Raw genomic sequence first — 20,475 nt, forward strand, 5'->3', positions numbered from 1 at the left:
GGCGCGTCGCGGCTGGTGACGCGCCACTTGTCCGCCCGCTCCCGCGCCCGGCGGCCAGGCCCTCGCCGACGGAGCGCCCGACCGCGTCTCATGCGCAGCCGTGCAGGCCGACGTGGTTCGAACCGTACCCCGAACACGCGCTCCTGACGGTGTCTAAAGGGTGAGGCTTGGCTTGAGCTGCTTGAAGCGGGCCAGCAGCCCGTTGACGAACTGCGGCGACTCGTCGGTGGACAGCTCCCCCGCCAGGTGCACCCACTCGCTGATCACGACGCCCTCGGGCACGCCGGGCATCCACAGCAGCTCGTACGTGCCGCCGCGCAGCAGATTGCGGTCGACGGCGGGCATCCGGTCGAGGGTCCAGCCCTCGGCGTACGTGGTGATCAGCTCGTCGATGCGCGCGTGGTGCCGGGCGACGCCCTCGACGATGGTCGAGGTGTACTCGTTCACCGGGGGCTCCTGCCGCTCGACGCGTTCGGCGAGGATCTTCAGCGGATCCTCGCCGCGCAGCTCGGCCTCGAAGAGGATGTCAAGCGCCCGCCGGCGTGCTTTGCCGCGTGCCGACACCTCAGGCCCGGCCGAGGTATTCGCCGCTGCGGGTGTCGACCTTGACCTTCTCGCCCGTGGTGATGAAGAGCGGGACCTTGATCTCGGCGCCGGTCTCCAGCGTGGCGGGCTTGGTGCCGCCGGTGGAGCGGTCGCCCTGCAGGCCGGGCTCGGTGTTGGCGATGGTCAGCTCGACCGCGGCGGGCAGGTCGACGTAGAGGGCCGCGCCCTCGTTGAACGCGATCGTGGCCAGCGTGTTCTCCAGCATGTAGTTGGCGGCGGTGCCGACCGTGCCGCTGGGCACGTTGACCATGTCGTAGGTCTCGGTGTCCATGAACACGAAGTCGTCGCCGTCCTTGTACGAGTACTGCATCTCGCGCTTGTCGACGTTGGCCACATCGACCTTCACCCCGGCGTTGAAGGTCTTGTCGACGACCTTGCCCGACAGGACGTTCTTGAGCTTGGTGCGCACGAACGCGCCGCCCTTGCCCGGCTTGACGTGCTGGAACTCCACAACGGCCCACAGCTCACCGCCGTCGAGCTTCAGCACCATGCCGTTCTTGAGGTCGTTGGTCGTCGCCACTCGTTCTTCTCCCGCGTGCGGCCGCTCTAAAGGACGAGCAGCTCCTTTGTCGTCTTCGTGAAAAGTTCCGGCCCGCCCTCACGTGTCACCAGGGTGTCCTCGATGCGAACCCCGCCCCGGCCCGGGAGGTAGACCCCAGGCTCGACGGTGATCGGAACTCGATCCTCTAGTCTACCGGTCCGCGAAGGGCCGAGGAACGGCTCCTCGTGGATCTCCAGGCCGACGCCGTGTCCCAGGCCGTGCCGGAAGTGCTCTCCGTGGCCCGCGTCCTCGATGACGGTACGGGCCGCGGCATCCACCTCTTTGGCCCCCGCGCCGGGGGCGAGCGCGTGCCGGCCCGCCCTTTGCGCCTCGGCGACCAGGTCGTAGATCTCGCGCTGCCAGGCGGCGGGCGCGCCCAGGCAGACCGTCCTGGTCATGTCGGCGTGGTAGCCCTGGTAGCGGGCGCCGAAGTCCATGGTGACCAGATCGCCGGCGCGCAACTGCCTGCCGGTCGGCGCGTGGTGCGGGATCGCGCCGTTCTCACCGGCGGCCACGATCGTGTCGAACGCGGGCTTGTCGGCCCCGAGCTCCGTCATGCGGTTGTCGAGGAGGCGGGCGAGGTCGCGTTCGGTGATCCCCGGGGCGATCTTCACGGAGACGTCGGCGAACGCCTGGTCCGTGATCTGGCAGGCCGTACGGAGGAGCTCCAGCTCGCCGTCGTCCTTGACCGCCCGCAGCAGCTCCACGACCGGCTCCAGCGGCACCAGCCCCTTGTCGAGGCGCCGGTACGTGGCCACGCTCATCCACGCCGCCTCGATGCCGACGCCCGGCTCGGCGAGCTGCTCCGCCACGTCGTACGCCTCGACCGACGGGACGTCCAGCGCGCGGGCCGCCTCGATGTAGCGGTTGTCGGTGGCCAGCAGCGCCGTGCCGTCGGCCCTGACCAGGACGGCCGCGTTCGAGCTGGCCAGCCCGGTGAGGTAGCGCACGTTCACCGGTGAGGTGACGAGCAGGGCGTCGACCCCACGCGCGGGCAGCAGCTCGGCGAGGCGCGCGCGCCGCGCCACGTAGTCGAAGGTCATGGCGCCAATGTACGTGTTCCTGCCCTCACGTCACTATCGCCCGCCTCGCCCCAGAGCGGCGGCCGGTCAGCCGCCGGGGAGCCGCCAGTCCCGCAGGACGTCCGCCGCCGGCCCGGACCTTTCCATGTCGCCCTTCTGCTGAGCCCGCTCCAGGTCGTGGTAGACACCGGCGATCTGCTTGATGGCCGGGTCGATGTGACCCTCGTCGAACTTCCTGGCCACCTTCCTGATCTTCTCCCGGGCCTTGCCCGCGACCTCGGGGTTGATCCCGCCCATCGCCTGCTGGGCCATCAGGGCCTGGTCGAACTCCGACAGCCACTTGCCCCACCCGCCCGGCGGGAGCGCGTCGCCCAGGGTGGCCTTGGGAGCGGCCGTCTCACGCAGCTCGGTCGGCTCCGGCCCCAGGGTGGTCACCAGGCCGGGCGACGGATCGGGGGTGGGCGTCTCGGCCGGCGTCTCGGTGGGCGGCGTGAACGTGGAGGGAGCGGCGCTCGGAGTGGGCACGGCGACCGGCTCCTCCTTGCGCGCGCCCGCCCACATCACCATGACCACGGTCACCACCGCGATGATCGCCACGGCGGCGCCGAGCTGGAGGAGGAGCTTGCGGTTGGGGCCGGGCCCGGGTTCGAGCTCGCCCGCCTGGTAGACGGCAGTGTCACCGGCCCGCGGGCCGCCGCCCTGCTCCACGGCCTGGAAGACCTCGGTTGCCTCCTGCCCGTCAGGCGGCAGGCCGCCGTCGCGCAGGGAGGCGCCGGTCACGGGCATGGGCGGTGCGGCCGGGTTGGAGCGCGGCCGGGCGATGCCCGCCAGCGCGCGCCTGATCGCCTCGCCGCCGGCGGGCCGCTTGGCGGGCTCCTCAGCGATCATGGCCAGCACGAGCCGGTCCAGTTCCGCCGGCACCTCGGCCCGGAACGCACTGGGCGGCACGGGCTCACCCCTGCCCCCGCCGGAGTCCGCCCCGCCGTCATCGCCGGCCGCGTCACCGAAAGGCGGACGCCCGCAGAGCAGCTCGTAGCAGACGCATCCGAGCGCGTACAGGTCCCCGGAGGCCGTCGCCTCCTGGCCCGCGATCCGCTCGGGCGCCACGTACCGGCTGGACGGCGGCACCCGGTCGTCCATGCCGAACCCGACGACCTTGAGCACCCCGCTCCCGGCCGACCGGAAGCTGTCCGGGCCGACCTGGCCGTGCACGACCCCTGCCCGGTGCGCGGCGTCGAGCCCGGCGGCCGCCTGCCCGACCAGGTCGCACACCTCGACGATCCCCAGGGGACCCCGCGCGGCCAGCTCCTCGCCGAGGCTGAGCCCCGTCAGGAACTCCATCACCAGGAACGGCGCGCCCTCGTGCTCGCCGACGTCCAGCACCATGGCCACGTTCGGATGGATCACCCTGGCCACGGCCTGGGCGTGCTGCCTGAGCACCTCACGCGTGGCGGACCCGGCCGCCCTGGCGCCGAGCATCTTCACGGCCACGACCCAGTCGGCCCGCGTGTCGTACCCCCGCCAGACTTCGCCCATCGGCCCGCTGCTGATGCGCTCGTCAAGCCGGTACCGGTCAGCGACCAAGGACGGCGCGCGCTCCGTCGCGTCGGACATATCCCCGCCAATTACTCGAACATCAGGATTTCCGACCAACCATAGGGCCCCACAGCCTCCACCGCCCCCTCATCCGGTCCACAGCAGGGCTCGACATAACGAATTTCGTTATTTACGATTATCGTTATGACAACACGATGGCTGATCCGACTCGAGATCCTGCTGAGCATCGGGCTCGTCCTGGGCTGCCTGGCCGCCCTGGCCGGCCTCGCCATGACCGCCGTGATGGCCTTCTTCGGCACGCCGGTGGGGGTGGGCATCCCGCTGCGCGTGTTCGATGTGCCGGTCGAGGGAATGGCGGCGGCCGGCGCCACAGTCAGCGACGCGACCGCCGAGGTGGTGGTCCGCCCGGAGGGCGCCGCACCGCTCGCCGCCCTGCTCTACCTGCTGCTGTGGGGTCCCGGCACGGCGACGTGGCTGCTCTGTCTGCTCACGCTCGTACGCGCGCTGCACAGGGCGAGGTCGGGCGACCGGGCGCTGTTCTCCGCCGTCACGACCGGGCATCTGCGCCGGCTGGGCTGGATCCTGATCGCGGGCTCGGCCGTGTCGGCCGTGCTCGGCATGATCGCAGAGGCCATACTCTCCTCCATGCTGCTGACCGAGAGCCACCCCTTCTACCTGCCGTCGAGCGCGCTGCTCGGGAGCGTCGTGGCCGGGTTCGCCGCTCTGGGCGTGTCGGAGATCGTACGGCGGGGCCTGGCCCTGCTCGACGAGGTCGAGGCCACCATCTGATGGGTGAGCGCGTCATCAGGGTCCGGCTCGACGAGCTGCTCCAGGAGCGGGGCATGACGCTCACCGAGCTGTCGCACCGCGTGGAGATCACCGTGGTCAACCTGTCGATCCTGAAGAACGGCCACGCCAAGGCGATCCGGTTCTCCACGCTGAGCCGTCTGTGTGACGCGCTCGGCTGCCAGCCGGGCGACCTGCTCACGTACGAATGAGCAGGCGAGCAGGCCGCCCGGCGGCGATCAGGCCGCCGCGGGCTGCGCGGCCCTCGAAGGAGCGCTGTCGAGCGACGAGGGCGGCGCGTTGAAGACGGCCTCGTCCAGACGGCCCTCCGAGCGGGCCACCAGGACGGGCACCACCATCTGCCCGGTGACGTTGGTGGCGGTGCGGATCATGTCCAGGATCGGGTCGATGGCCAGGAGCAGGCCGACGCCCTCCAGGGGCAGCCCGAGCGTGCTGAGCGTGAGCGTCAGCATGACGATCGCGCCCGTCAGACCGGCCGTGGCGGCCGCGCCGACCACCGACACGAACGCGATGAGCAGGTAGTCGCCCACGCCGAGGTGGACGCCGAACACCTGGGCCACGAAGATCGCGGCCAGCGCCGGGTAGACGGAGGCGCAGCCGTCCATCTTGGTGGTGGCGCCGAACGGCACGGCGAAGGAGGCGTAGTCGCGGTCCACGCCGTTGCGCTCGATGGTGACCCGCTGCGTCAGCGGCAGCGTGCCGACCGAGGAGCGGGAGACGAACGCCAGCTCGATCGCGGGCCAGGCGTTGCGGAAGAACTGGACGGGGTTGACCTTGCCCCACACCGCCAGCAGCGTCGGGTAGACGGCCAGCAGCACGATGAGGCAGCCGGCGTATACCCCGAGGCTGAGCTTGGCCAGCGGCGCCAGCAGCTCCCACCCATAGGTGGACACGGCCTTGCCGATCAGGCCCGCCGTGCCGATGGGGGCCAGGCGGATGACCCACCACAGCGCCTTCTGGACCAGCTCCAGGACGGAACGGGAGAGGTTCAGGAACGGCTCGGCCTTCTCACCGACCGCCAGGGCCGCCGCGCCGAGCACGATGCCCAGGAAGACGATCTGGAGGACGTTCACCTCGGTGAAGGACGTGACGATGTTCGTGGGGAGGATGCCGGTGACGAAGTCGAGCCAGGTGCCCGCGCCCTCGGTGTCCACGGCCTTGGCCGCGCCGGTGTCGAGGGTGACGCCCTGGCCGGGGTTGATGATCAGGCCGAGCCCGATCGCGAACGCCACCGAGATGAACGCGGTGATGAGGAACCACAGCAGCGTCTTGGTCGCGAGCCTGGCCGCGCCGTTGACGTTGCGCAGGTTGGCCACGCTGACCAGCACGGCGGTGAAGACCAGGGGCGGGACGGCCAGCTTGAGCAGCTGGACGAAGATCTGGCCGGCCTTCGTCAGCGTCTCGGCGAGCCAGGCCACGTCCCAGATCTTGGCGACGAAGCCCAGCGCGATGCCGGCCACCAGGCCGACCAGCAACTGCAGGGAGAAGGAGAATCTCTTCATGGGTGGGGAACTCCGGAAAATCACGGCATGCGGCAGCAGAGCACAGTGCGGGCACACCAAAGGGAGGGGGACGTTCGAGGGCGTGTCGGTCAGCGACAGAGAGATCCGCGCAGCCGGCACAGATCAACGTGCAGCCGCTCGACCAGCCAGACGGACACCAGAGAGAACCTCACGAGCCGCTGGAACACCCACATGACCGGAGATATTCCCCATAAACGAAGTAGACTTACCTCACAATTTCCTTGATCTTCTCGATCAGCCGCACCCGGTCCTCGTGCGTCCTGCCGAGCGGGGTCACGTTGAGCGTGGTCACCCCCGACTCCTTCAGCGCCTGCACGCGGTCGCGCACGAACCCCTCGCTGCCGATCAGCGACATCTTCTCCAGCAGCTCGCCGGGCACCAGGGCGGCCGCCTCGTCCTTCTTGCCCTCGAGGTAGAGGTCCTGGATCTGCTCGGCCTCCTTCTCGTAGCCGTAGCGCCTGGCCAGGTCGTTGTAGAAGTTGCGGCCCTTGGCGCCCATGCCGCCGATGTAGAGGGCCGCCATCGGCCGCCCGAACTCCAGCAGCCCGGCCACGTCGTCGCCGATCGCCAGGAACGCCTGCGCGATCACGTCCAGCTCGCCCAGCTCCGGATCACGCCTGGCCTTGCCGGCGGCCAGCGACGGACCCCACACGTCGGCGGCCTTCTCGGGGACGTAGAAGATCGGCTCCCAGCCCTCGGCGAGCTCGGCGGTCAGCTCGACGTTCTTGGGACCGATGGCGGCGACCACGATGGGGATGCGGGGCCGTACCGGATGGTTGATGAGCTTGAGCGGCTTGCCCAGGCCCGTCCCCTGCTCGGGCGGGAGCGGCAGCGTGTAGTGCCGGCCGTCGTGCTCCAGGCGCTCGCGCCGCCACACCTTACGGCAGATCTCGATGATCTCCCTGGTACGCCCGAGCGGCGCGGCGTACGGCACCCCGTGGAACCCCTCGATCACCTGCGGCCCGGAGGCGCCGATGCCGAGCGTGAAACGCCCGTCGGAGACGTAGTCCATGCCCGCGGCGGTCATGGCCAGGAGCGTCGGCGTGCGGGAGTAGATCGGCAGGATGCCCGAGGCGATCTCCAGCCGCTCGGTCCTGGCGGCGATGTAGCCCATCTGGCTGACGGCGTCGAACGAGTACGCCTCGGCCACGAACACGATGTCGAGCCCGGCCCTCTCGTAGTCGGCCAGCTCGGCCACCGCCTCCTTGAAGCCGCCCGAGTACGTGAGTGCCATTCCGATGCGCATGCCGGGCTCCCGCTGAAACCGAATGATATTCCGTTGCGACGCGACAAGGCTATCGCGTCGGCATGCCGGGTAGTGAGCCACTAGCCTGGATCAGGTGCTGAGTCGGCTCGTCATCGTCGTGAGCGCCGTGGTCGCCCTGGCCCTGGCGGGGCATCGGCTGATTCCGGCGCTCGGCGGCTTCACCCCCGTCATGGAGAGCCTGCTGCCCTGGCTGGGGTGGGCCGTCCCGTTGCTGCTCATGGCCGCCGCGGTGGCACGTTCCAGGGCCGCCGCCCTCGCGGCGCTGCTGCCGGGGGTGGTGTGGGCGGTGATGTTCGGCTCCACGCTCTTCCGCACGCCGCCGGGCGGCCCGAGCGACCTGGCCGTCGGCACGGTCAACGTGGGCGTGACCAACAACGCCTCCGGGGAGGCCGTGCGCGTGATCGCCCAGGATCTCGACCTGCTGGCCGCCCAGGAGCTGACCAGCGGCGGGCCGGCGGCCAAGCAGCTCAACAAGATGTTCAAGTACCACTACCCGGTCAGCACGGTCGGCCTGTGGAGCCGCTATCCGATCAGCGACACCAAGCCCCTCGACGTCGGCCTGGGCTGGCCGCGGGCCCTGCGCGCGGTGGTCACCACCCCCAAGGGCAAGGTGACCGTCTACGTCATGCACCTGGCCTCGGCCCGGCCGGGGGCCACCACCTCGCGCGACGCCTCGCTCGCGCACGCGCGCGAGCTCATCGACGCCGACCCCAGCAAGCGCATCCTGCTGCTCGGCGACCTCAACACCGCCACCACCGACCGGGGCATGCGGGGGCTGACGCCGCCGCTGACCGACGCGCAGACCGTGGCGGGCGACGGGTTCGGGTTCACCTGGCCGTCGGAGTTCCCCATCACGCGGCCCGACCACATCCTGTTCAAGGGCATGACGGCGACCAAGGCGGGCGTCGCCCCGGCCACCGGCAGCGACCACCGGGCCGCCGTCGCCTCACTGCGGCTCTAGCAGCCGCAGGTCCCCCGGCGTGTCGATGTCGGCCGGGTCCCCGTGCTCGTCGCACGGCACCTCGGTGACCAGCTCGGGATGGGCCTTCATGAACGGCCGGGCCCCGACGTCCCCGACGGCCAGCTCCGCCACCCCGGCGAAGTGCTCGCGGGCGATCAGCACCGGGTTCCTGCGCCTGCCTCCATAGATGGCGACCGCCAGGCCGGCGCCCGAGCCGATCAGGGCGCGTACCGCTCCCGGGCGGATGAGCGGCTGGTCCACCAGGGCGACCACCACGGACTCCGCCTCCTCCGGCAGCGCGGCCAGCCCGACCCGCAGGGACGAGCCCATGCCGGTGGCCCAGTCGGGGTTGCGCACGGTCACCGCGCCGCGCACCTGCACGGTGGCCGCGCCGAGCACGACCACGACGGGGTGGCAGCCGCCCGCCTCCAGCAGCCGGACGCCCCGGTCGACCAGCCGCTCACCCGCGTACTCGACCAGCGCCTTGGGCGTGCCCAGCCGGGCGCCCTGGCCCGCGGCCAGCAGCAGCCCCGCCACCCTGCCACTCTTCATTGGGCCACTCTTCATCGGGCCGCTCTTCACAGGGCCGCCCCGTGGTGGATGCGCCCCCGCGTGCTGGACAGCGGCCGCCCCGAGCCGCCCCAGCGGAGCTGGATCAGCTCGGCGGCGATCGACACGGCGGTCTCCTCCGGGGTGCGCGCGCCGAGGTCGAGCCCGATCGGCGAGCGCAGCCCGGCCAGCTCGGCCTCGGTGAGCCCGCACTCGCGCAGCCGGGCCAGCCGGTCGTCGTGGGTGCGCCGCGAGCCCATCGCGCCCACGTACCCGGCCTTCGTCCGCAGCGCCACCTCCAGCAGCGGCACGTCGAACTTGGGGTCATGGGTGAGCACGCAGATCACCGTGCGCTCGTCCACCTGCACCGAGGACAGGTAGTCGTGGGGCCACTTGACCACGACCTCGTCGGCGTCGGGGAAGCGCTTGGGAGTGGCGAAGACCGGGCGGGCGTCGCAGACGGTGACGTGGTAGCCGAGGAACTTGCCCACCTTGGCCACGGCCGCCGCGAAGTCGATGGCCCCGAAGACCAGCATGCGCGGCGGCGGCGCGAACGCCTGGACGAACACCGCCAGGTCGTCCAGGCGCCGCTCGCCCTGGCTGCCGTAGCGCCTGATGCCGGTCAGCCCCTGGGCGAGCATGCCGCGCGCGTCGTCGTCCACGGCCTCGTCGAGGCGCTCGAGGCCGAGGGTGCCGGAGAAGCGGTCCGGCCAGACGACCCGGCGGGCGCCGACCTGGCCGGGGCCGGAGACGATGGTGGCCACCGCGACCGGCTGGTGCGCCTCCACGGACGCCGAGATCTCCCCCAGCTCGGGGAACGTCTCGATCGAGACGGGCTCGACCAGGATGTCGATGATGCCGCCGCAGGTGAGCCCGACGGCGAACGCGTCGTCGTCGCTCACCCCGTACCGCTGCAGGAGTGGCCGGTCGATCTCGGCGGCCAGCTCGAACACGGCGCCCTCGACGCACCCGCCGGACACGCTGCCGACCACCTCGTCACCGCGCACCGCCATGGCCGCGCCCGGCGGCCTGGGCGCGCTGCTGAACGTGCTCACCACGGTCGCCAGCCCGAACCTGAGACCGGACCGCCACCACTTCATGATCTCCGGCAGCACGTCACGCATGGGCCAGCCTTTCGCTGAGTTGCTCGAAGGCGGCCAGACTGTGCCCGGCCACCAGGTCGTCGATGTGCGGGAGGGCGGCGCGCATGCCACCGGTGAGCGGCTGGTAGTCCGCATACCCCTTGTGCGGGTTGACCCAGATGACCCGGTGCGCCTGCCTGGCCAGCCTGGCCATCTGCGCTCCCAGGAGCTCGGGATCGCCGCGTTCCCACCCGTCCGAGGCGATCACGGCTATCGCCCCTCTCGCGCTGTAACGGGACAGGTATTCCCGGAGTTCCTCCCCCAGCCGGGTGCCGCCGCTCCAGTCGGGGATGGCCTTGGAGACCTCGTTCAGCGCGGTGCCGGGGTCGCGGTGGCGCAGCTCGGCGGTGATCGGGGTGAGCCTGGTGCCGACCGAGTAGACCCTGGTGGCCCTGGGCTCGCTCCTGACCAGCGCGTGGGCGAAGCGCAGCAGGGTCTCGGCGTACGGGGCCATCGAGCCGCTGACGTCCACGAACAGCACGACCGCGCGCGGGCGGGTGGTGTGCCTCTTGTGCCGGAGCCTGGCGACGTCGCCCTTCCTGAGCGCGTCGCGGATGGTGCGGCGCGGGTCGAGCACGCCCCGGCGCGCGCCCTCGAAGCGGCGCGAGAGCCGCCGGGCCCGCCCGGTCCTCAGCATGGCCAGCATCCTGTGCACCTCGGCCCGCTCGGCCTCGGTCAGCCGGGCCACGTCGCGCTGCCGCAGCACCTCGGCCCGGCTCGCCGTCGCGGGCGCCGCCGTGCCGTCGTCGCCACCCTCCCCTTCCGGCTCGGCCGCCAGGTGCCTGGTGACGCTGGTCGTGCCCGTACGGGCGCCCTGGATGAGCACGGCCGCCTTCCGGCCGCCGAAGTACGCGGCGAAGCACCGGTCGTACCGGGGCAGGTCGTCGGGGGTGGCGCAGAGTGTGAGCCGCCCGGCCCAGTAGACCTCGCCCGGGTCGGCCACGTCGAGGTGGTCGAGCGCGCTGAGCATGTTCCGCGTCCGCTCGTGATCGGCCCCGACCCCGGCCGCCCGGAGCGTCCTGGCGAACCCGGTCACGGTGGCGACCAGCTCATCCATGGGAGAGCAGCCCGTTGCCGAGCACGCTCGCGACGTCCTCGCGATACTTCAGCGCCGCCCCCAGGGTGGCCGCGGCCAGCCCGGGATCGAGCTCCTTGGCGCCCAGCGTCAGCAGTGCCTCGGTCCAGTCGAGCGTCTCGGCCACGCCGGGCGGCTTGACCAGGTCCGCCTGCCGCAGCCGCTCGGCCGCCCGCGCCACCTGGGCGGCCAGCGTCTCGGTGCAGCCGGGCAGCCGCCGCAGCAGGATGGCGACCTCGCGCTCGAAGCTCGGGTGCTCCAGCCAGTGGTAGAGGCAGCGCCGCTTGAGCGCGTCGTGCACCTCGCGCGTCCTGTTGGAGGTCACCACGACCACGGGCGGCGTGGTGGCCCTGACCGTGCCGAGCTCGGGGATCGAGATCGTGAAGTCGGAGAGCACCTCGAGCAGGAACGCCTCGAACTCGTCGTCGGCCCGGTCGATCTCGTCCACCAGCAGCACGCTCGGCTGCGTCTCGACGGCCTTCAGCAGGGGGCGGGCGATCAGGAACCTGCGATCGTAGATCTCGCCCTCCAGCCGGCCCACATCGGTGATCCCGGCGGCCTCGGCCGCTTTGAGGTGGAGGAGCTGGCGGGCGAAGTCCCAGTCGTACAGGGCCTGGGCGGCGTCCAGCCCCTCGTAGCACTGGAGCCTGATGAGCGGCGCGTCGAGCAGCGTGGCGAGCGTCTTGGCCAGCTCAGTCTTGCCGACCCCCGCCTCGCCCTCGAGGAAGAGCGGGCGGCCCATCTTCAGCGCCAGGAAGACGGCCGTGGCCAGCCCCTCGTCGGCCAGGTAGGCGTGCCGGTCGAGCAGCTCGACGAGCTTGTCTGGCGACTCGATGTCCATTGCCCTGATTGTCGGCCGCAGCACCCCTTCAGCCTACGTTCTCGAGCAGGACCCGCCTAATCTTCGCGAGCCTCCGCGCGCTCCCGGATCAGCGCCTCCAGCTCGGCCGTGGCCCTGCGGGCGCGGTCCTTCTCCGAGCCCTGGATGCCCATCGCCCCGATGGTGCGCCCGTCCGAGAAGTCGATGCGCGGCCAGGGGTCGCCCACCAGCAGCGTGACCTCCAGGATCTCCGGCCACGTGTAGCGGTGGGTGCGTACGGCGTTGACGATCGTGACACCCTCGTCGTCCGCCTCCACCCGCACCCGGCCCAGCAGGTGCAGCACGAACGCCACCGCGCAGCCGAACAGCACGATCCCGATCCGGTCAGGCAGCTTGAACGGCTCCGCGATGAAGACCGCCATGATCACCGCCCCGATCACGATCAGGGCGGCGCAGCCGTACGCGACGATCCGCGGGCGGCGGGGCCGCCAGATGACGGGCAGGGGCGGTGGAGATACGGGCTCTGGCACGAGGGAAACCTATCTCAGCTCAAGGGAGGTCCCTCAGCAGGAGGGCGGTCTCGAGCGCGGCGATGGTCGACTCATACCCCTTGTCCTCCTTGCTGCCAGGCAGTCCCGAACGGTCGAGGGCCTGGTCCAGGGTCTCGCACGTGAGGACGCCGTTGCCGACCGGTGTCTCCTCGTCCAGCGAGATCCGGGTCAGGCCCGCGGTCACCGAGTCGCAGACGTAGTCGAAATGGGCGGTCTCGCCTCTGATGACCGCCCCCAGCGCCACCACCGCGTCGCAGCGGCGGGCCAGTGCCTGGGCGATCACCGGGATCTCCAGCGACCCCGGCACCCGCACCACGGTGGCCGTGGCGCCGCTGTCGGCGCAGGCCTGCACGGCCCGCGCCACGAGCTGGTCGGTGATCTTGGCATGCCAGGAGGCCGCCACCACCCCCACGCTCAGCCCCGAGGCGTCGGGCGCCGCGACGCCCGGCCGTCCTTCTCCGCTCATGAGGCCGCCTCCGAGATGTCATGGCCGAGGCGGTCGCGCTTGGCCTTGAGGTACCGCTCGTTGTACGGGTTCATGGCCACGGGCATGGGCTCGCGGCCGAGGACCTTGATGCCGTACCCGTCCATGCCCTTGAGCTTGGCCGGGTTGTTGGTGAGCAGCCGCACCGACTTGACGCCGAGGTCGGCGAGGATCTGCCCCGCGTTGGAGAACTCCCGCGCGTCCACCGGCAGCCCCAGCTCGACGTTGGCGTCGACGGTGTCGCTGCCGTTGTCCTGCAGGCTGTACGCCCTGAGCTTGGCCAGCAGGCCGATGCCCCTGCCCTCGTGGCCGCGCAGGTAGACGACCACGCCCCGGCCCTCCTCCGCGATGGCCGCCATGGCGTGGCTCAGCTGCACCCCGCAGTCGCAGCGCAGCGAGCCGAACACGTCGCCGGTCAGGCACTCGGAGTGGGCCCTGACCAGGATGTTCTCGCCGCCTTCGAGGTCGCCGTAGACGAGCGCGATGTGCTCGCCGCCGTCGAGCGCGCTGGCATAGCCGTACGCCCGCCACATCCCGTGGACGTTCGGCAGCCGGGTCTCGGCCACCCTCGTCACCATGCTCTCGGCCCGGCGGCGGTAGTCGACGAGCTGCTCGATGGAGACGAGAGCCAGGTCGTGCTCGTCGCAGAAGCGGCGCAGCTCGGGCAGCCTGGCCATGGTGCCGTCGTCGTTGACCACCTCGGCCAGCGCACCGGAGGCCGACAGCCCGGCCAGCCTGGCCAGGTCGACGGCCGCCTCGGTGTGGCCGCGCCTGGCCAGCACCCCGCCCTCGTGGTAGCGCAGCGGGAAGATGTGCCCCGGGCGCACCAGCTCGTTGGGCTCGGTGGCCGAGTCGGCGAGCGTGCGGATGGTCTTGGCGCGGTCGGCCGCCGAGATGCCGGTGGTGACGCCGTCGCGGGCGTCCACGGTGATCGTGTACGCCGTGCGCATGCGTTCCTTGTTGTGGAAGACCATGAGCGGTAGCCCGAGCCGGTCGAGCTCCTTGCCCTCCATGGCCACGCAGATCATCCCGCTCGTGTGCCTGATCGTGAACGTGCACAGGTCGGGCGTGGCCTTGGCCGCGGCGAAGATCAGGTCGCCCTCGTTCTCCCTGCTCTCGTCGTCGACGACCACGACCGCCTTGCCGTTGCGGATGTCCTCGATGGCCCGCTCGATCGGGTCCAGCCTGATGTCGCTCATTGCGCCACCGCCACGCCGAGCTCGGCGGTCCGGTATTCGCGCAGCCACTTCACGAACCCGACGACGACCAGCACGAAGAAGATCCCGTACACCCAGCCGGAGACCACCAGCCCCGAGCTGAACGCCAGCGGCACGCCCACCAGGTCGACGGCCACCCACACGATCCAGAAGTCCACCAGCGCCCTGCCCTGCGCCCAGGTGGCCATCGCGCTGCCCACGAAGATGTAGGCGTCGGCGGCCACCAGGAAGGCGCCCTTGGGCAGCGGCACCTGCGCGCCCCACGACAGGCCGGTGACGAAGAAGAGCAGCCCGACCACGGCCGTGCCCAGCAGCATGACGCCGATCAGCAGCGAGCGCTCCCACCACTGCGCGGGGCGGACGGCGAGTTGCCTGCCGTCCTGCGTGCCGCGCCGCCAGGCCCACCAGCCGTAGACCGCCAGACCGGCGAACAGGGCCTGCTTGAGCGCGTTGCCGGTGATGTGCGCGTTGATCGAGGCGATGAAGAGCAGCACCGATCCGGCGAACTGCACCGGCCAGGTCCACATCGACTTGCGCATGGCGAGCAGGACCGTCGACAGCGCGGCGATGTTGCCGATCAGGTCGGTCCACAGCACATGGGTGCCGAATACCTCGAATCCAGCGTCGGCCCAGTTCATTGCCTGACCACCAGCCTTTCCACATACTTCGCGATCACGTCGACCTCGATGTTCACCACGTCGCCGACCTGGCGGTCGCCCATCGTGGTGAGCTGGAGCGTCGTGGGGATGAGGCTCACACCGAAGCTTTCGTCGTCAACCGTCGTCACCGTCAGGCTGATTCCGTCGATCGCGATCGAGCCCTTCTCCGCGACGTACGGGGCGAGCGCCTCGGGGAGCGAGAAGCGCACGTCGTCCCATCGCTCGCCCGGGTCCCGGGAGAGCAGCACGGCGGTGCCGTCCACATGGCCCTGCACGATGTGGCCGCCGAGGCGCTGGTCGGCGCGTACGGCACGCTCCAGGTTCACGGGGGAGCCCTGGACGAGGCCGCCGAGCGAGCTGCGGTCGAGGGACTCCCGCATCACGTCCACGGTGAACACGTCGTCCTTGGCCGCCACGACCGTGAGGCACACGCCGTTGACCGCGATCGAGTCGCCGTGCTTGGCGTCGGAGGTCACGACCGGGCCGCGTACCGACAGCACGGCACCGCCGCCCACCTGGTCGATGGCGACCACTTCGCCCTTTTCCTCAATGATTCCGGTGAACATCACTACTCCCTGCCTGGTTGGGGGCTGCTGCGGGCCGGGCAATCAGCCGTACATCCGGCCCGATAAGGGAAATTTCGTCAAATGTCAGGCGGTGGATCTCGCCGATCGTGCCCACCCCGGCGGCGCCCAGCGCGGCCCGCCCGGAGCCCAGCAACGCGGGCGCGACGTACGCGACCACGCGGTCGACCAGGCCCCGCCTGAGGAACTCACCGGCCAGCGTGGGGCCGCCCTCCAGGAACACGCTCACGATCTCGCGCGCGGCCAGCTCCTTCAGAAGGGCGTCCAGGTCGAGGCCGCGGCCGTGGCGGGGCAGGCGGAGCAGGTCGGCCTTGAGACCAAGACCGAGACCGGTGCCGGTGCCGGAGCCGGTGCTGGTGCCGGAGCCGGCGCTGGTGCTGGTGCCGGCGACGGCGTCTTCGGTGACGGCGTCTTCGGCGACGGCGTCCTCGGCGACGGCGATGAGCGTGGGGGCGCTGTCGTCGAGCACCCTGGCGTCGCGCGGCGTCCGTGCCCGCGTGTCGACCACGACCCGCAACGGTCCGCGCCCCTTCGCCTTGCGCCCCTGAAGGACTCGGCCACCGGCCCCCGGCTCCAGGCCGGTCCCACGCCGGCCACCCTCGTCAGCGACCGCGCCTTGACCGTCCCCGGCACCGCCGCCGGCCGGAGCAAGCACACCGCCGCCAACGCCTCCACGGTCCTCCGGCCCGCGCGCGCCACCTTCGTCAGGCCGCCCCTCCATCCAACGCCCGCCGCCCTCGTCTGGCCGCCCTTCCGGCCCACGCCCGCCGCCCTCGCCGGGCTGCCCCTCCGGCTCGCGGCGAGGGCCGTCCCCGGCGTGGGCCGCCGAGACCGGGAGAGCGGCGGCGGCCGAGGGGCGGGCGGTGAGGTGGGGGTCGTCGGCCAGGACGGTGCCGATGCCGGCGACGATCGCGTCCGACGCGGCCCGCAGCCGGTGGACGTCGGCCCTGGCCTCCGGCGAGGTGATCCACTTGCTGGTCCCGTCCGCGGCCGCCGACCGCCCGTCCAGCGTCGCCGCGAACTTCCACGTCACATGCGACCGCCCGAGCCGCGCGTACGTCAGCCACTCCTCGTTCACCAGCGAGGCCTCGGCGGCCAGCACCCCGGTCGTCACGGAGACCCCGTGCGCCCGCAGCCGCGCCGCCCCACCGGCGGCCTTCGGGTTCGGGTCGGCCACCGCGATCACCACCCGCGCGATCCCGGCCGACAGCAGCGCCCGGCTGCACGGCCCCGTCCGCCCGGTGTGGTCGCAGGGCTCGAGCGTCACGTACGCGGTGCCGCCGCGCGCCCGCTCCCCCGCCTGCGCGAGCGCGACGACCTCGGCATGCGGCCCGCCCGCGTACGCGTGGAACCCCTCGCCCACCACCAGGCCTGCGGCGTCGAGCACGACACACCCCACGACGGGATTGGGGCTGGTGGTGCCGTGTCCACGCGCGGCCAGCTCGACGGCGCGCGCCATGTGCGCGGCGTCCTGCGGGGGGATCTCCACCCGGGTCTCCTACTCGCCAGTAGCTACAAGCCACGGCGGGCCCCGGGGGATTTCTCTGCTGTGATGCGCATATGCACCACGGCAAGCGCCCGGCTGGGACGCCGGACACCTCGCGCGCTTCCTCCCATCCGGACTTTAACCGTCGGTCCCGGAATTTCACCGGGTCAACCGGCCGATGGCATCGGCCGGGTCGCGGACTGTAACCGCCGGTTCGGAATTTCACCGACCCCGGAGCACGCTAGCTCTCTTTCGCTACCAGTGTGCCATGCCCCAAATGTCGTGCGCGACCACCCCTAGCCCCCTACTTGACCAAGCGCTAGTTTCAGGCGGCCATGAGCCGGCGCGCCCGCCGCGCGGCCGGGCTGTAGAGGACGTCGCCGGGGACCAGCCCGATCCCGGTGTGCAGCGTACGCAGCGTGGCCGTGGCCCACAGGTCGCCGACCGGGGTGGCGGGCAGCCCGTACAGGCGTCTGGCCCAGCGCGGCAGCGTGGCGAAGGCGAGGAACGTCAGCGCCGGCAGCGCGGGCTTGAGCGGCGTCAGCTTGCGTGGAAGCGGGGCGTTGAGTGACAGCCGGAGCGGGTGGGCCGCCTCGGGCACGAACCGCAGCCCCGGCCGCGCGGCCTCGATGTAGTCGTGCAGCTCGGCCACCGACCCGGGCACGTCCTCGGCCTTCAGCCCCACCACCTCGGCGGCCCGCCGCCACTCCGCGACGAACGCGTCCGCCTCGGCGTCCGACACCCGCACCCCGGCGCGACGGGCGACCGACAGATAGGAGTCGACCTCGCCGACGTGCACCCAGCGCAGCGCGTCAGGGTCGTCGAGGTGGAAGGTGGTGCCGGTGTCGGGATCGTAGGCGCTCAGCTTGGCATGGATCTTGCGGACGCGCCGCCCCGCCCGCTCTACCTCGGCATTGGTCCCGTACGTACGGACGCGCACGAACTCCGTGGTCCGTACGAACCGCGACCAGGCCTCCTGCGGATCCATGAGCGCGGAGTTCTGCAGCACGCCGCGCATCGCCCTCGGATGCAGCCCCTGCATCAACAGCGCCCTGATGCCCCCCACCAGCAGGATCGGCTCGCCCATCACCCGCCACGTCACGGAGCGGGGACCGAAGATCCCATGGTCGCCCATAAGTGAATGGTTACCCGGGGATCGCCCGATCTATGCGTTTTTGAGAGTGGCCGCGGCGCGGAGGGCGTCGACAGCGGAGGCGGGGTCGGAGGCCCCGTAGACGGCGCTGCCCGCCACGAACACGTCGGCGCCCGCCTCCGCGCAGCGCTCGATCGTGCCGGCGTCGACGCCCCCGTCCACCTGCAGCCAGACCCTCCCGCCGTGCCGCTGGATGATCTCCCGCGCCCGGCGCACCTTGGGCAGCACCCCGTCGAGGAACTTCTGCCCGCCGAAGCCCGGCTCCACGGTCATCAGCAGGAGCATGTCGACCTCGCCCATCAGGTCCTCGTACGGCTCCACGGGCGTGGCCGGGTTGAGCGCCAGACCGGCCCGGGCGCCGAGCGCGCGGATCTCGCGCAGGGTCCGGATGGGTCCCTTGGCCGCCTCGGCGTGGATGGTCACGCTGCCCGCCCCCGCCTCCGCGTACTGCGGCGCCCAGCGGTCGGGGTCGTCGATCATGAGATGGCAGTCGAGGGGCGTCGAGGTCGCCTTACGCAGCGCCTCGACGACGGGCAGCCCGATGGTGAGATTGGGCACGAAGTGGTAGTCCATGACGTCGACGTGCAGCCAGTCGGCGTTGGGCACGGCGGCGGCCTCGTCGGCGAGCCTGGCGAAGTCGGCGGCAAGGATACTGGGCGAGATCTGTACGGCCATGATTGGCCAAGTCTATTGACTACGCCCCGCGCTACAGAATCGCAGGGAGCCCAACGACCGCCCGCCGAAGTTTCCGCTCCTCAGGCGGCTGAACCCGGGAGAACCGGGTGCGGCGGCCACGACAAGACCCACATGCCTCTCACTGGGAGGACGCTGCTCAGCGCCGCACACCACGCGTCTCACATGGAAGGACGCTTACGCAGCAGCGCCAGGAACATGGCGTCGGTGCCGTGCCTGTGTGGCCAGAACTGGACGTGCGGGCCGTCACCGAGGCCGTCGACCTCGGGCAGGTAGTCGCGGGCGTCGAGCTGCTCGACGTCGTGCCTGCGCGCCATGATGTCCGCGATCACGACCCGGGTCTCGGCCAGGTGCGGGGAGCACGTGACGTACGCGACGACGCCGCCGGGGCGCACGGCGTCCAGCGCGGTGTCGAGCAGCCGCCGCTGCAGCTTGCCCAGCTCGGCGATCCCGGCCGGGTCCCGCCGCCACCGCGCCTCCGGTCGCCGCCGCAACGCCCCCAGCCCGGTGCAGGGCGCGTCGAGCATCACCCGGTCGAACACCCCGGGCCGCCACGCCGGCTCGGTGCCGTCAGCCGTCACCACGGCCGCGTCCCTGGTCGTCTGCCACACCAGCCGGGCCCGGTGCTGCTGCACATCGGCCGCCACCAGCCGCGCTCCCCCAGGAAACGCCCCACCAGCCCCTGGACCCGTGGCCTCCGCACCAGGGCCGGCCGCCTTCAAGCCCTTGCCCACTTCCGCGCTTTCCGAGGGAGATCCCGCTCCACCGGACCGCTCTTCCACGGCTTCCCGAACCGCGCCCGCGCCGGTGGACGTGGACGTGGGCGTAGGCGTAGGCGTGGGAGGGCCTTCCCTGCGCAGACCTTCGAGGTCGCCGTGGGTGGCGATGGCGTCGAGCAGGCCAGCCTTGCCGCCGGGCCCCGCGCACATGTCGAGCCAGAGCTCGTCCCCGTCCCCCTCGAGAGGGACCCGGGTCAGGGCCAGGGCCACCAGCTGGCTGGCCTCGTCCTGGACGGCGGCCCGCGTCTCCGCCACCGCCTCGATCTGCCCGGGATCGCCTTCGCGCAGGTAGGCGGCGTACGGCGAGTAACGGGCCGGGAGGGCGCCGAAGGCCTCGAGCTCCTCCACCGAGCTCCGCCCTGGCCGTGCCACGAGCGTCACCAGGGGCCGGGCGTTGTCGGCGTCGAGCAGGTCGGCCATCTCGTCCGGGCGGCCGAGGGCGTCGCGGAAGGCGGAGACGATCCAGCGGGGGTGGCCGTAGGCGATGGCGAGGTGGCCGACGGGATCGTCGGCCGGGTCGGGCGCGATGATGGGGATCCACTCTTCGAGCGTCCTCGAGCCGATCTTCCGCAGCACCGCGTTCACGAACTTGGCCGCCCCCTGACCGATGCGCAGGCGTACCAGGTCGACGGTGGTGCCGACGGCCGCGTGCGGCGGGACGCGCATGCGCAGGAGCTGGTGGGCTCCGAGCCGCAGGGCGTCGCGCACGTCGGGATCGGGCGCCCGGTCGCTGCACATCTCGATCACGGCGTCATAGGTGCCGAGCCCGCGCAGCGTCCCGTACGCGAGCTCGGTGGCCAGCGCGGCATCGCGTCCCCTGATGCCGCGCTCGCGAAGGAGCCGCGGCAGGAGCAGGTTGGCGTACGCGTCACGCTCGTCGACCGCGCGCACGACGTCGAAGGCCGCGTTGCGTGCCTGGTCGCGTGCTGGTCTCGGTGGCTTCCGCGTACGGCTCCCGCCGCCCCTGCCTCCGGCCCCTTGGTCCCCCCGTGTCCTCAT

At 71.7% G+C, this 20,475-nt stretch carries 22 protein-coding genes and 1 riboswitch; of the genes, 3 read left to right on the forward strand and 19 right to left on the reverse strand.

What is annotated here, in order from left to right; translation table 11 throughout:
- Positions 1-153 precede the first annotated feature (153 nt).
- From nusB to AB0H84_RS05680, 4 genes are all read right to left on the reverse strand, one after another.
- The gene (gene nusB / locus AB0H84_RS05665) at positions 154-564 is read right to left on the reverse strand and encodes a transcription antitermination factor NusB (protein WP_080041071.1); all 411 of its coding nucleotides are present in this window, start codon (positions 562-564) and stop codon (positions 154-156) included.
- Between the two features lies 1 nt (position 565).
- The gene (gene efp, locus AB0H84_RS05670; protein ID WP_357598611.1) at positions 566-1,126 is read right to left on the reverse strand and encodes an elongation factor P; all 561 of its coding nucleotides are present in this window, start codon (positions 1,124-1,126) and stop codon (positions 566-568) included.
- Between the two features lie 26 nt (positions 1,127-1,152).
- Positions 1,153-2,190, reverse strand: coding sequence for a Xaa-Pro peptidase family protein (locus tag AB0H84_RS05675; protein ID WP_357598614.1), 1,038 nt, complete (start codon positions 2,188-2,190; stop codon positions 1,153-1,155).
- 66 nt (positions 2,191-2,256) lie between these two features.
- The gene (locus AB0H84_RS05680) at positions 2,257-3,783 is read right to left on the reverse strand and encodes a serine/threonine-protein kinase (RefSeq protein WP_357598617.1); all 1,527 of its coding nucleotides are present in this window, start codon (positions 3,781-3,783) and stop codon (positions 2,257-2,259) included.
- A 126-nt stretch (positions 3,784-3,909) separates the two neighbouring features.
- Between AB0H84_RS05680 and AB0H84_RS05685 the strand changes: the two genes are divergently transcribed.
- Together AB0H84_RS05685 and AB0H84_RS05690 are read left to right on the forward strand one after the other, a co-directional pair.
- Entirely contained in the window at positions 3,910-4,515 is a 606-nt protein-coding gene (locus tag AB0H84_RS05685; RefSeq protein ID WP_357598620.1) for a DUF2975 domain-containing protein, read from the forward strand.
- Positions 4,515-4,724, forward strand: coding sequence for a helix-turn-helix transcriptional regulator (locus AB0H84_RS05690; protein ID WP_357598623.1), 210 nt, complete (start codon positions 4,515-4,517; stop codon positions 4,722-4,724). Before AB0H84_RS05685 ends, AB0H84_RS05690 begins: the two co-directional genes overlap by 1 nt.
- Positions 4,725-4,751: 27 nt before the next feature.
- Here AB0H84_RS05690 and AB0H84_RS05695 read toward each other — a convergent pair whose 3' ends face one another.
- Positions 4,752-6,035, reverse strand: coding sequence for a dicarboxylate/amino acid:cation symporter (locus tag AB0H84_RS05695; RefSeq protein WP_357598625.1), 1,284 nt, complete (start codon positions 6,033-6,035; stop codon positions 4,752-4,754).
- A 226-nt stretch (positions 6,036-6,261) separates the two neighbouring features.
- Entirely contained in the window at positions 6,262-7,302 is a 1,041-nt protein-coding gene (locus AB0H84_RS05700; protein ID WP_357598628.1) for an LLM class F420-dependent oxidoreductase, read from the reverse strand.
- A 94-nt stretch (positions 7,303-7,396) separates the two neighbouring features.
- Between AB0H84_RS05700 and AB0H84_RS05705 the strand changes: the two genes are divergently transcribed.
- A complete protein-coding gene (locus tag AB0H84_RS05705) occupies positions 7,397-8,284 on the forward strand; it encodes an endonuclease/exonuclease/phosphatase family protein (protein ID WP_357598631.1) in 888 nt (295 codons plus the stop codon).
- Here the strand turns inward: AB0H84_RS05705 and AB0H84_RS05710 are convergent.
- The 13 genes from AB0H84_RS05710 to AB0H84_RS05770 all read right to left on the reverse strand — a co-directional run bounded on the left by AB0H84_RS05710 (position 8,270) and on the right by AB0H84_RS05770 (position 20,475).
- Complete coding sequence (locus AB0H84_RS05710; protein ID WP_357598634.1) at positions 8,270-8,836, reverse strand: nucleotidyltransferase family protein; 567 nt, start codon at positions 8,834-8,836, stop codon at positions 8,270-8,272. The genes AB0H84_RS05705 and AB0H84_RS05710 overlap by 15 nt on opposite strands.
- A 26-nt stretch (positions 8,837-8,862) precedes the next feature.
- Positions 8,863-9,957 (reverse strand): XdhC/CoxI family protein, encoded by a 1,095-nt coding sequence (locus AB0H84_RS05715; RefSeq protein ID WP_357598637.1) that lies wholly within the window; start codon positions 9,955-9,957, stop codon positions 8,863-8,865.
- Positions 9,950-11,032: a VWA domain-containing protein gene (locus AB0H84_RS05720; protein ID WP_357598640.1), complete on the reverse strand. Its 1,083-nt coding sequence runs from the start codon at positions 11,030-11,032 to the stop codon at positions 9,950-9,952. Before AB0H84_RS05720 ends, AB0H84_RS05715 begins: the two co-directional genes overlap by 8 nt.
- Positions 11,025-11,891: a MoxR family ATPase gene (locus AB0H84_RS05725; protein WP_357598643.1), complete on the reverse strand. Its 867-nt coding sequence runs from the start codon at positions 11,889-11,891 to the stop codon at positions 11,025-11,027. The genes AB0H84_RS05720 and AB0H84_RS05725 overlap by 8 nt, the downstream gene beginning before the upstream one ends.
- A gap of 56 nt (positions 11,892-11,947) precedes the next feature.
- Positions 11,948-12,400, reverse strand: coding sequence for a PH domain-containing protein (locus tag AB0H84_RS05730; protein ID WP_357598646.1), 453 nt, complete (start codon positions 12,398-12,400; stop codon positions 11,948-11,950).
- Positions 12,401-12,419: 19 nt separating this feature from the next.
- Positions 12,420-12,887: a 6,7-dimethyl-8-ribityllumazine synthase gene (gene ribH, locus AB0H84_RS05735; protein WP_357598649.1), complete on the reverse strand. Its 468-nt coding sequence runs from the start codon at positions 12,885-12,887 to the stop codon at positions 12,420-12,422.
- Positions 12,884-14,104, reverse strand: a complete 1,221-nt coding sequence (locus AB0H84_RS05740) for a bifunctional 3,4-dihydroxy-2-butanone-4-phosphate synthase/GTP cyclohydrolase II (RefSeq protein ID WP_357598652.1) — start codon at positions 14,102-14,104, stop codon at positions 12,884-12,886. Before AB0H84_RS05740 ends, ribH begins: the two co-directional genes overlap by 4 nt.
- Positions 14,101-14,760, reverse strand: a complete 660-nt coding sequence (locus AB0H84_RS05745; RefSeq protein WP_357598655.1) for a nicotinamide mononucleotide transporter family protein — start codon at positions 14,758-14,760, stop codon at positions 14,101-14,103. Before AB0H84_RS05745 ends, AB0H84_RS05740 begins: the two co-directional genes overlap by 4 nt.
- Positions 14,757-15,347 (reverse strand): riboflavin synthase, encoded by a 591-nt coding sequence (locus AB0H84_RS05750; RefSeq protein WP_357598658.1) that lies wholly within the window; start codon positions 15,345-15,347, stop codon positions 14,757-14,759. The genes AB0H84_RS05745 and AB0H84_RS05750 overlap by 4 nt, the downstream gene beginning before the upstream one ends.
- Complete coding sequence (gene ribD / locus AB0H84_RS05755) at positions 15,328-16,854, reverse strand: bifunctional diaminohydroxyphosphoribosylaminopyrimidine deaminase/5-amino-6-(5-phosphoribosylamino)uracil reductase RibD (protein WP_357598660.1); 1,527 nt, start codon at positions 16,852-16,854, stop codon at positions 15,328-15,330. Before ribD ends, AB0H84_RS05750 begins: the two co-directional genes overlap by 20 nt.
- 110 nt (positions 16,855-16,964) lie before the next feature.
- A riboswitch (FMN riboswitch) is annotated at positions 16,965-17,095 on the reverse strand.
- Between the two features lie 81 nt (positions 17,096-17,176).
- Positions 17,177-17,986, reverse strand: coding sequence for an oxygenase MpaB family protein (locus tag AB0H84_RS05760; RefSeq protein ID WP_357598661.1), 810 nt, complete (start codon positions 17,984-17,986; stop codon positions 17,177-17,179).
- A gap of 30 nt (positions 17,987-18,016) precedes the next feature.
- On the reverse strand, positions 18,017-18,679 hold the full coding sequence (gene rpe, locus AB0H84_RS05765) for a ribulose-phosphate 3-epimerase (RefSeq protein ID WP_357598663.1): 663 nt from the start codon (positions 18,677-18,679) through the stop codon (positions 18,017-18,019).
- A gap of 179 nt (positions 18,680-18,858) precedes the next feature.
- A complete protein-coding gene (locus tag AB0H84_RS05770) occupies positions 18,859-20,475 on the reverse strand; it encodes a transcription antitermination factor NusB (protein ID WP_357598666.1) in 1,617 nt (538 codons plus the stop codon).

Origin of the sequence: Nonomuraea sp. NPDC050786 (genome assembly GCF_040654115.1) — a bacterium.
In the GTDB taxonomy this organism is placed as follows: Bacteria; Actinomycetota; Actinomycetes; order Streptosporangiales; family Streptosporangiaceae; genus Nonomuraea.

Coding starts and splice junctions, on each gene's coding strand:
- AB0H84_RS05680 (WP_357598617.1), bottom strand. CDS start 3,783: ATGTCCGACGCGACGGAGCGCGCGCCGTCCTTGGTCGCTGACCGGTAC.
- AB0H84_RS05750 (WP_357598658.1), bottom strand. CDS start 15,347: ATGTTCACCGGAATCATTGAGGAAAAGGGCGAAGTGGTCGCCATCGAC.
- AB0H84_RS05770 (WP_357598666.1), bottom strand. CDS start 20,475: ATGAGGACACGGGGGGACCAAGGGGCCGGAGGCAGGGGCGGCGGGAGC.
- AB0H84_RS05695 (WP_357598625.1), bottom strand. CDS start 6,035: ATGAAGAGATTCTCCTTCTCCCTGCAGTTGCTGGTCGGCCTGGTGGCC.
- AB0H84_RS05725 (WP_357598643.1), bottom strand. CDS start 11,891: ATGGACATCGAGTCGCCAGACAAGCTCGTCGAGCTGCTCGACCGGCAC.
- AB0H84_RS05715 (WP_357598637.1), bottom strand. CDS start 9,957: ATGCGTGACGTGCTGCCGGAGATCATGAAGTGGTGGCGGTCCGGTCTC.
- AB0H84_RS05685 (WP_357598620.1), top strand. CDS start 3,910: ATGACAACACGATGGCTGATCCGACTCGAGATCCTGCTGAGCATCGGG.
- ribH (WP_357598649.1), bottom strand. CDS start 12,887: ATGAGCGGAGAAGGACGGCCGGGCGTCGCGGCGCCCGACGCCTCGGGG.
- AB0H84_RS05745 (WP_357598655.1), bottom strand. CDS start 14,760: ATGAACTGGGCCGACGCTGGATTCGAGGTATTCGGCACCCATGTGCTG.
- AB0H84_RS05740 (WP_357598652.1), bottom strand. CDS start 14,104: ATGAGCGACATCAGGCTGGACCCGATCGAGCGGGCCATCGAGGACATC.
- AB0H84_RS05720 (WP_357598640.1), bottom strand. CDS start 11,032: ATGGATGAGCTGGTCGCCACCGTGACCGGGTTCGCCAGGACGCTCCGG.
- AB0H84_RS05700 (WP_357598628.1), bottom strand. CDS start 7,302: ATGCGCATCGGAATGGCACTCACGTACTCGGGCGGCTTCAAGGAGGCG.
- AB0H84_RS05675 (WP_357598614.1), bottom strand. CDS start 2,190: ATGACCTTCGACTACGTGGCGCGGCGCGCGCGCCTCGCCGAGCTGCTG.
- rpe (WP_357598663.1), bottom strand. CDS start 18,679: ATGGCCGTACAGATCTCGCCCAGTATCCTTGCCGCCGACTTCGCCAGG.
- AB0H84_RS05690 (WP_357598623.1), top strand. CDS start 4,515: ATGGGTGAGCGCGTCATCAGGGTCCGGCTCGACGAGCTGCTCCAGGAG.
- AB0H84_RS05710 (WP_357598634.1), bottom strand. CDS start 8,836: ATGAAGAGTGGCAGGGTGGCGGGGCTGCTGCTGGCCGCGGGCCAGGGC.
- AB0H84_RS05760 (WP_357598661.1), bottom strand. CDS start 17,986: ATGGGCGACCATGGGATCTTCGGTCCCCGCTCCGTGACGTGGCGGGTG.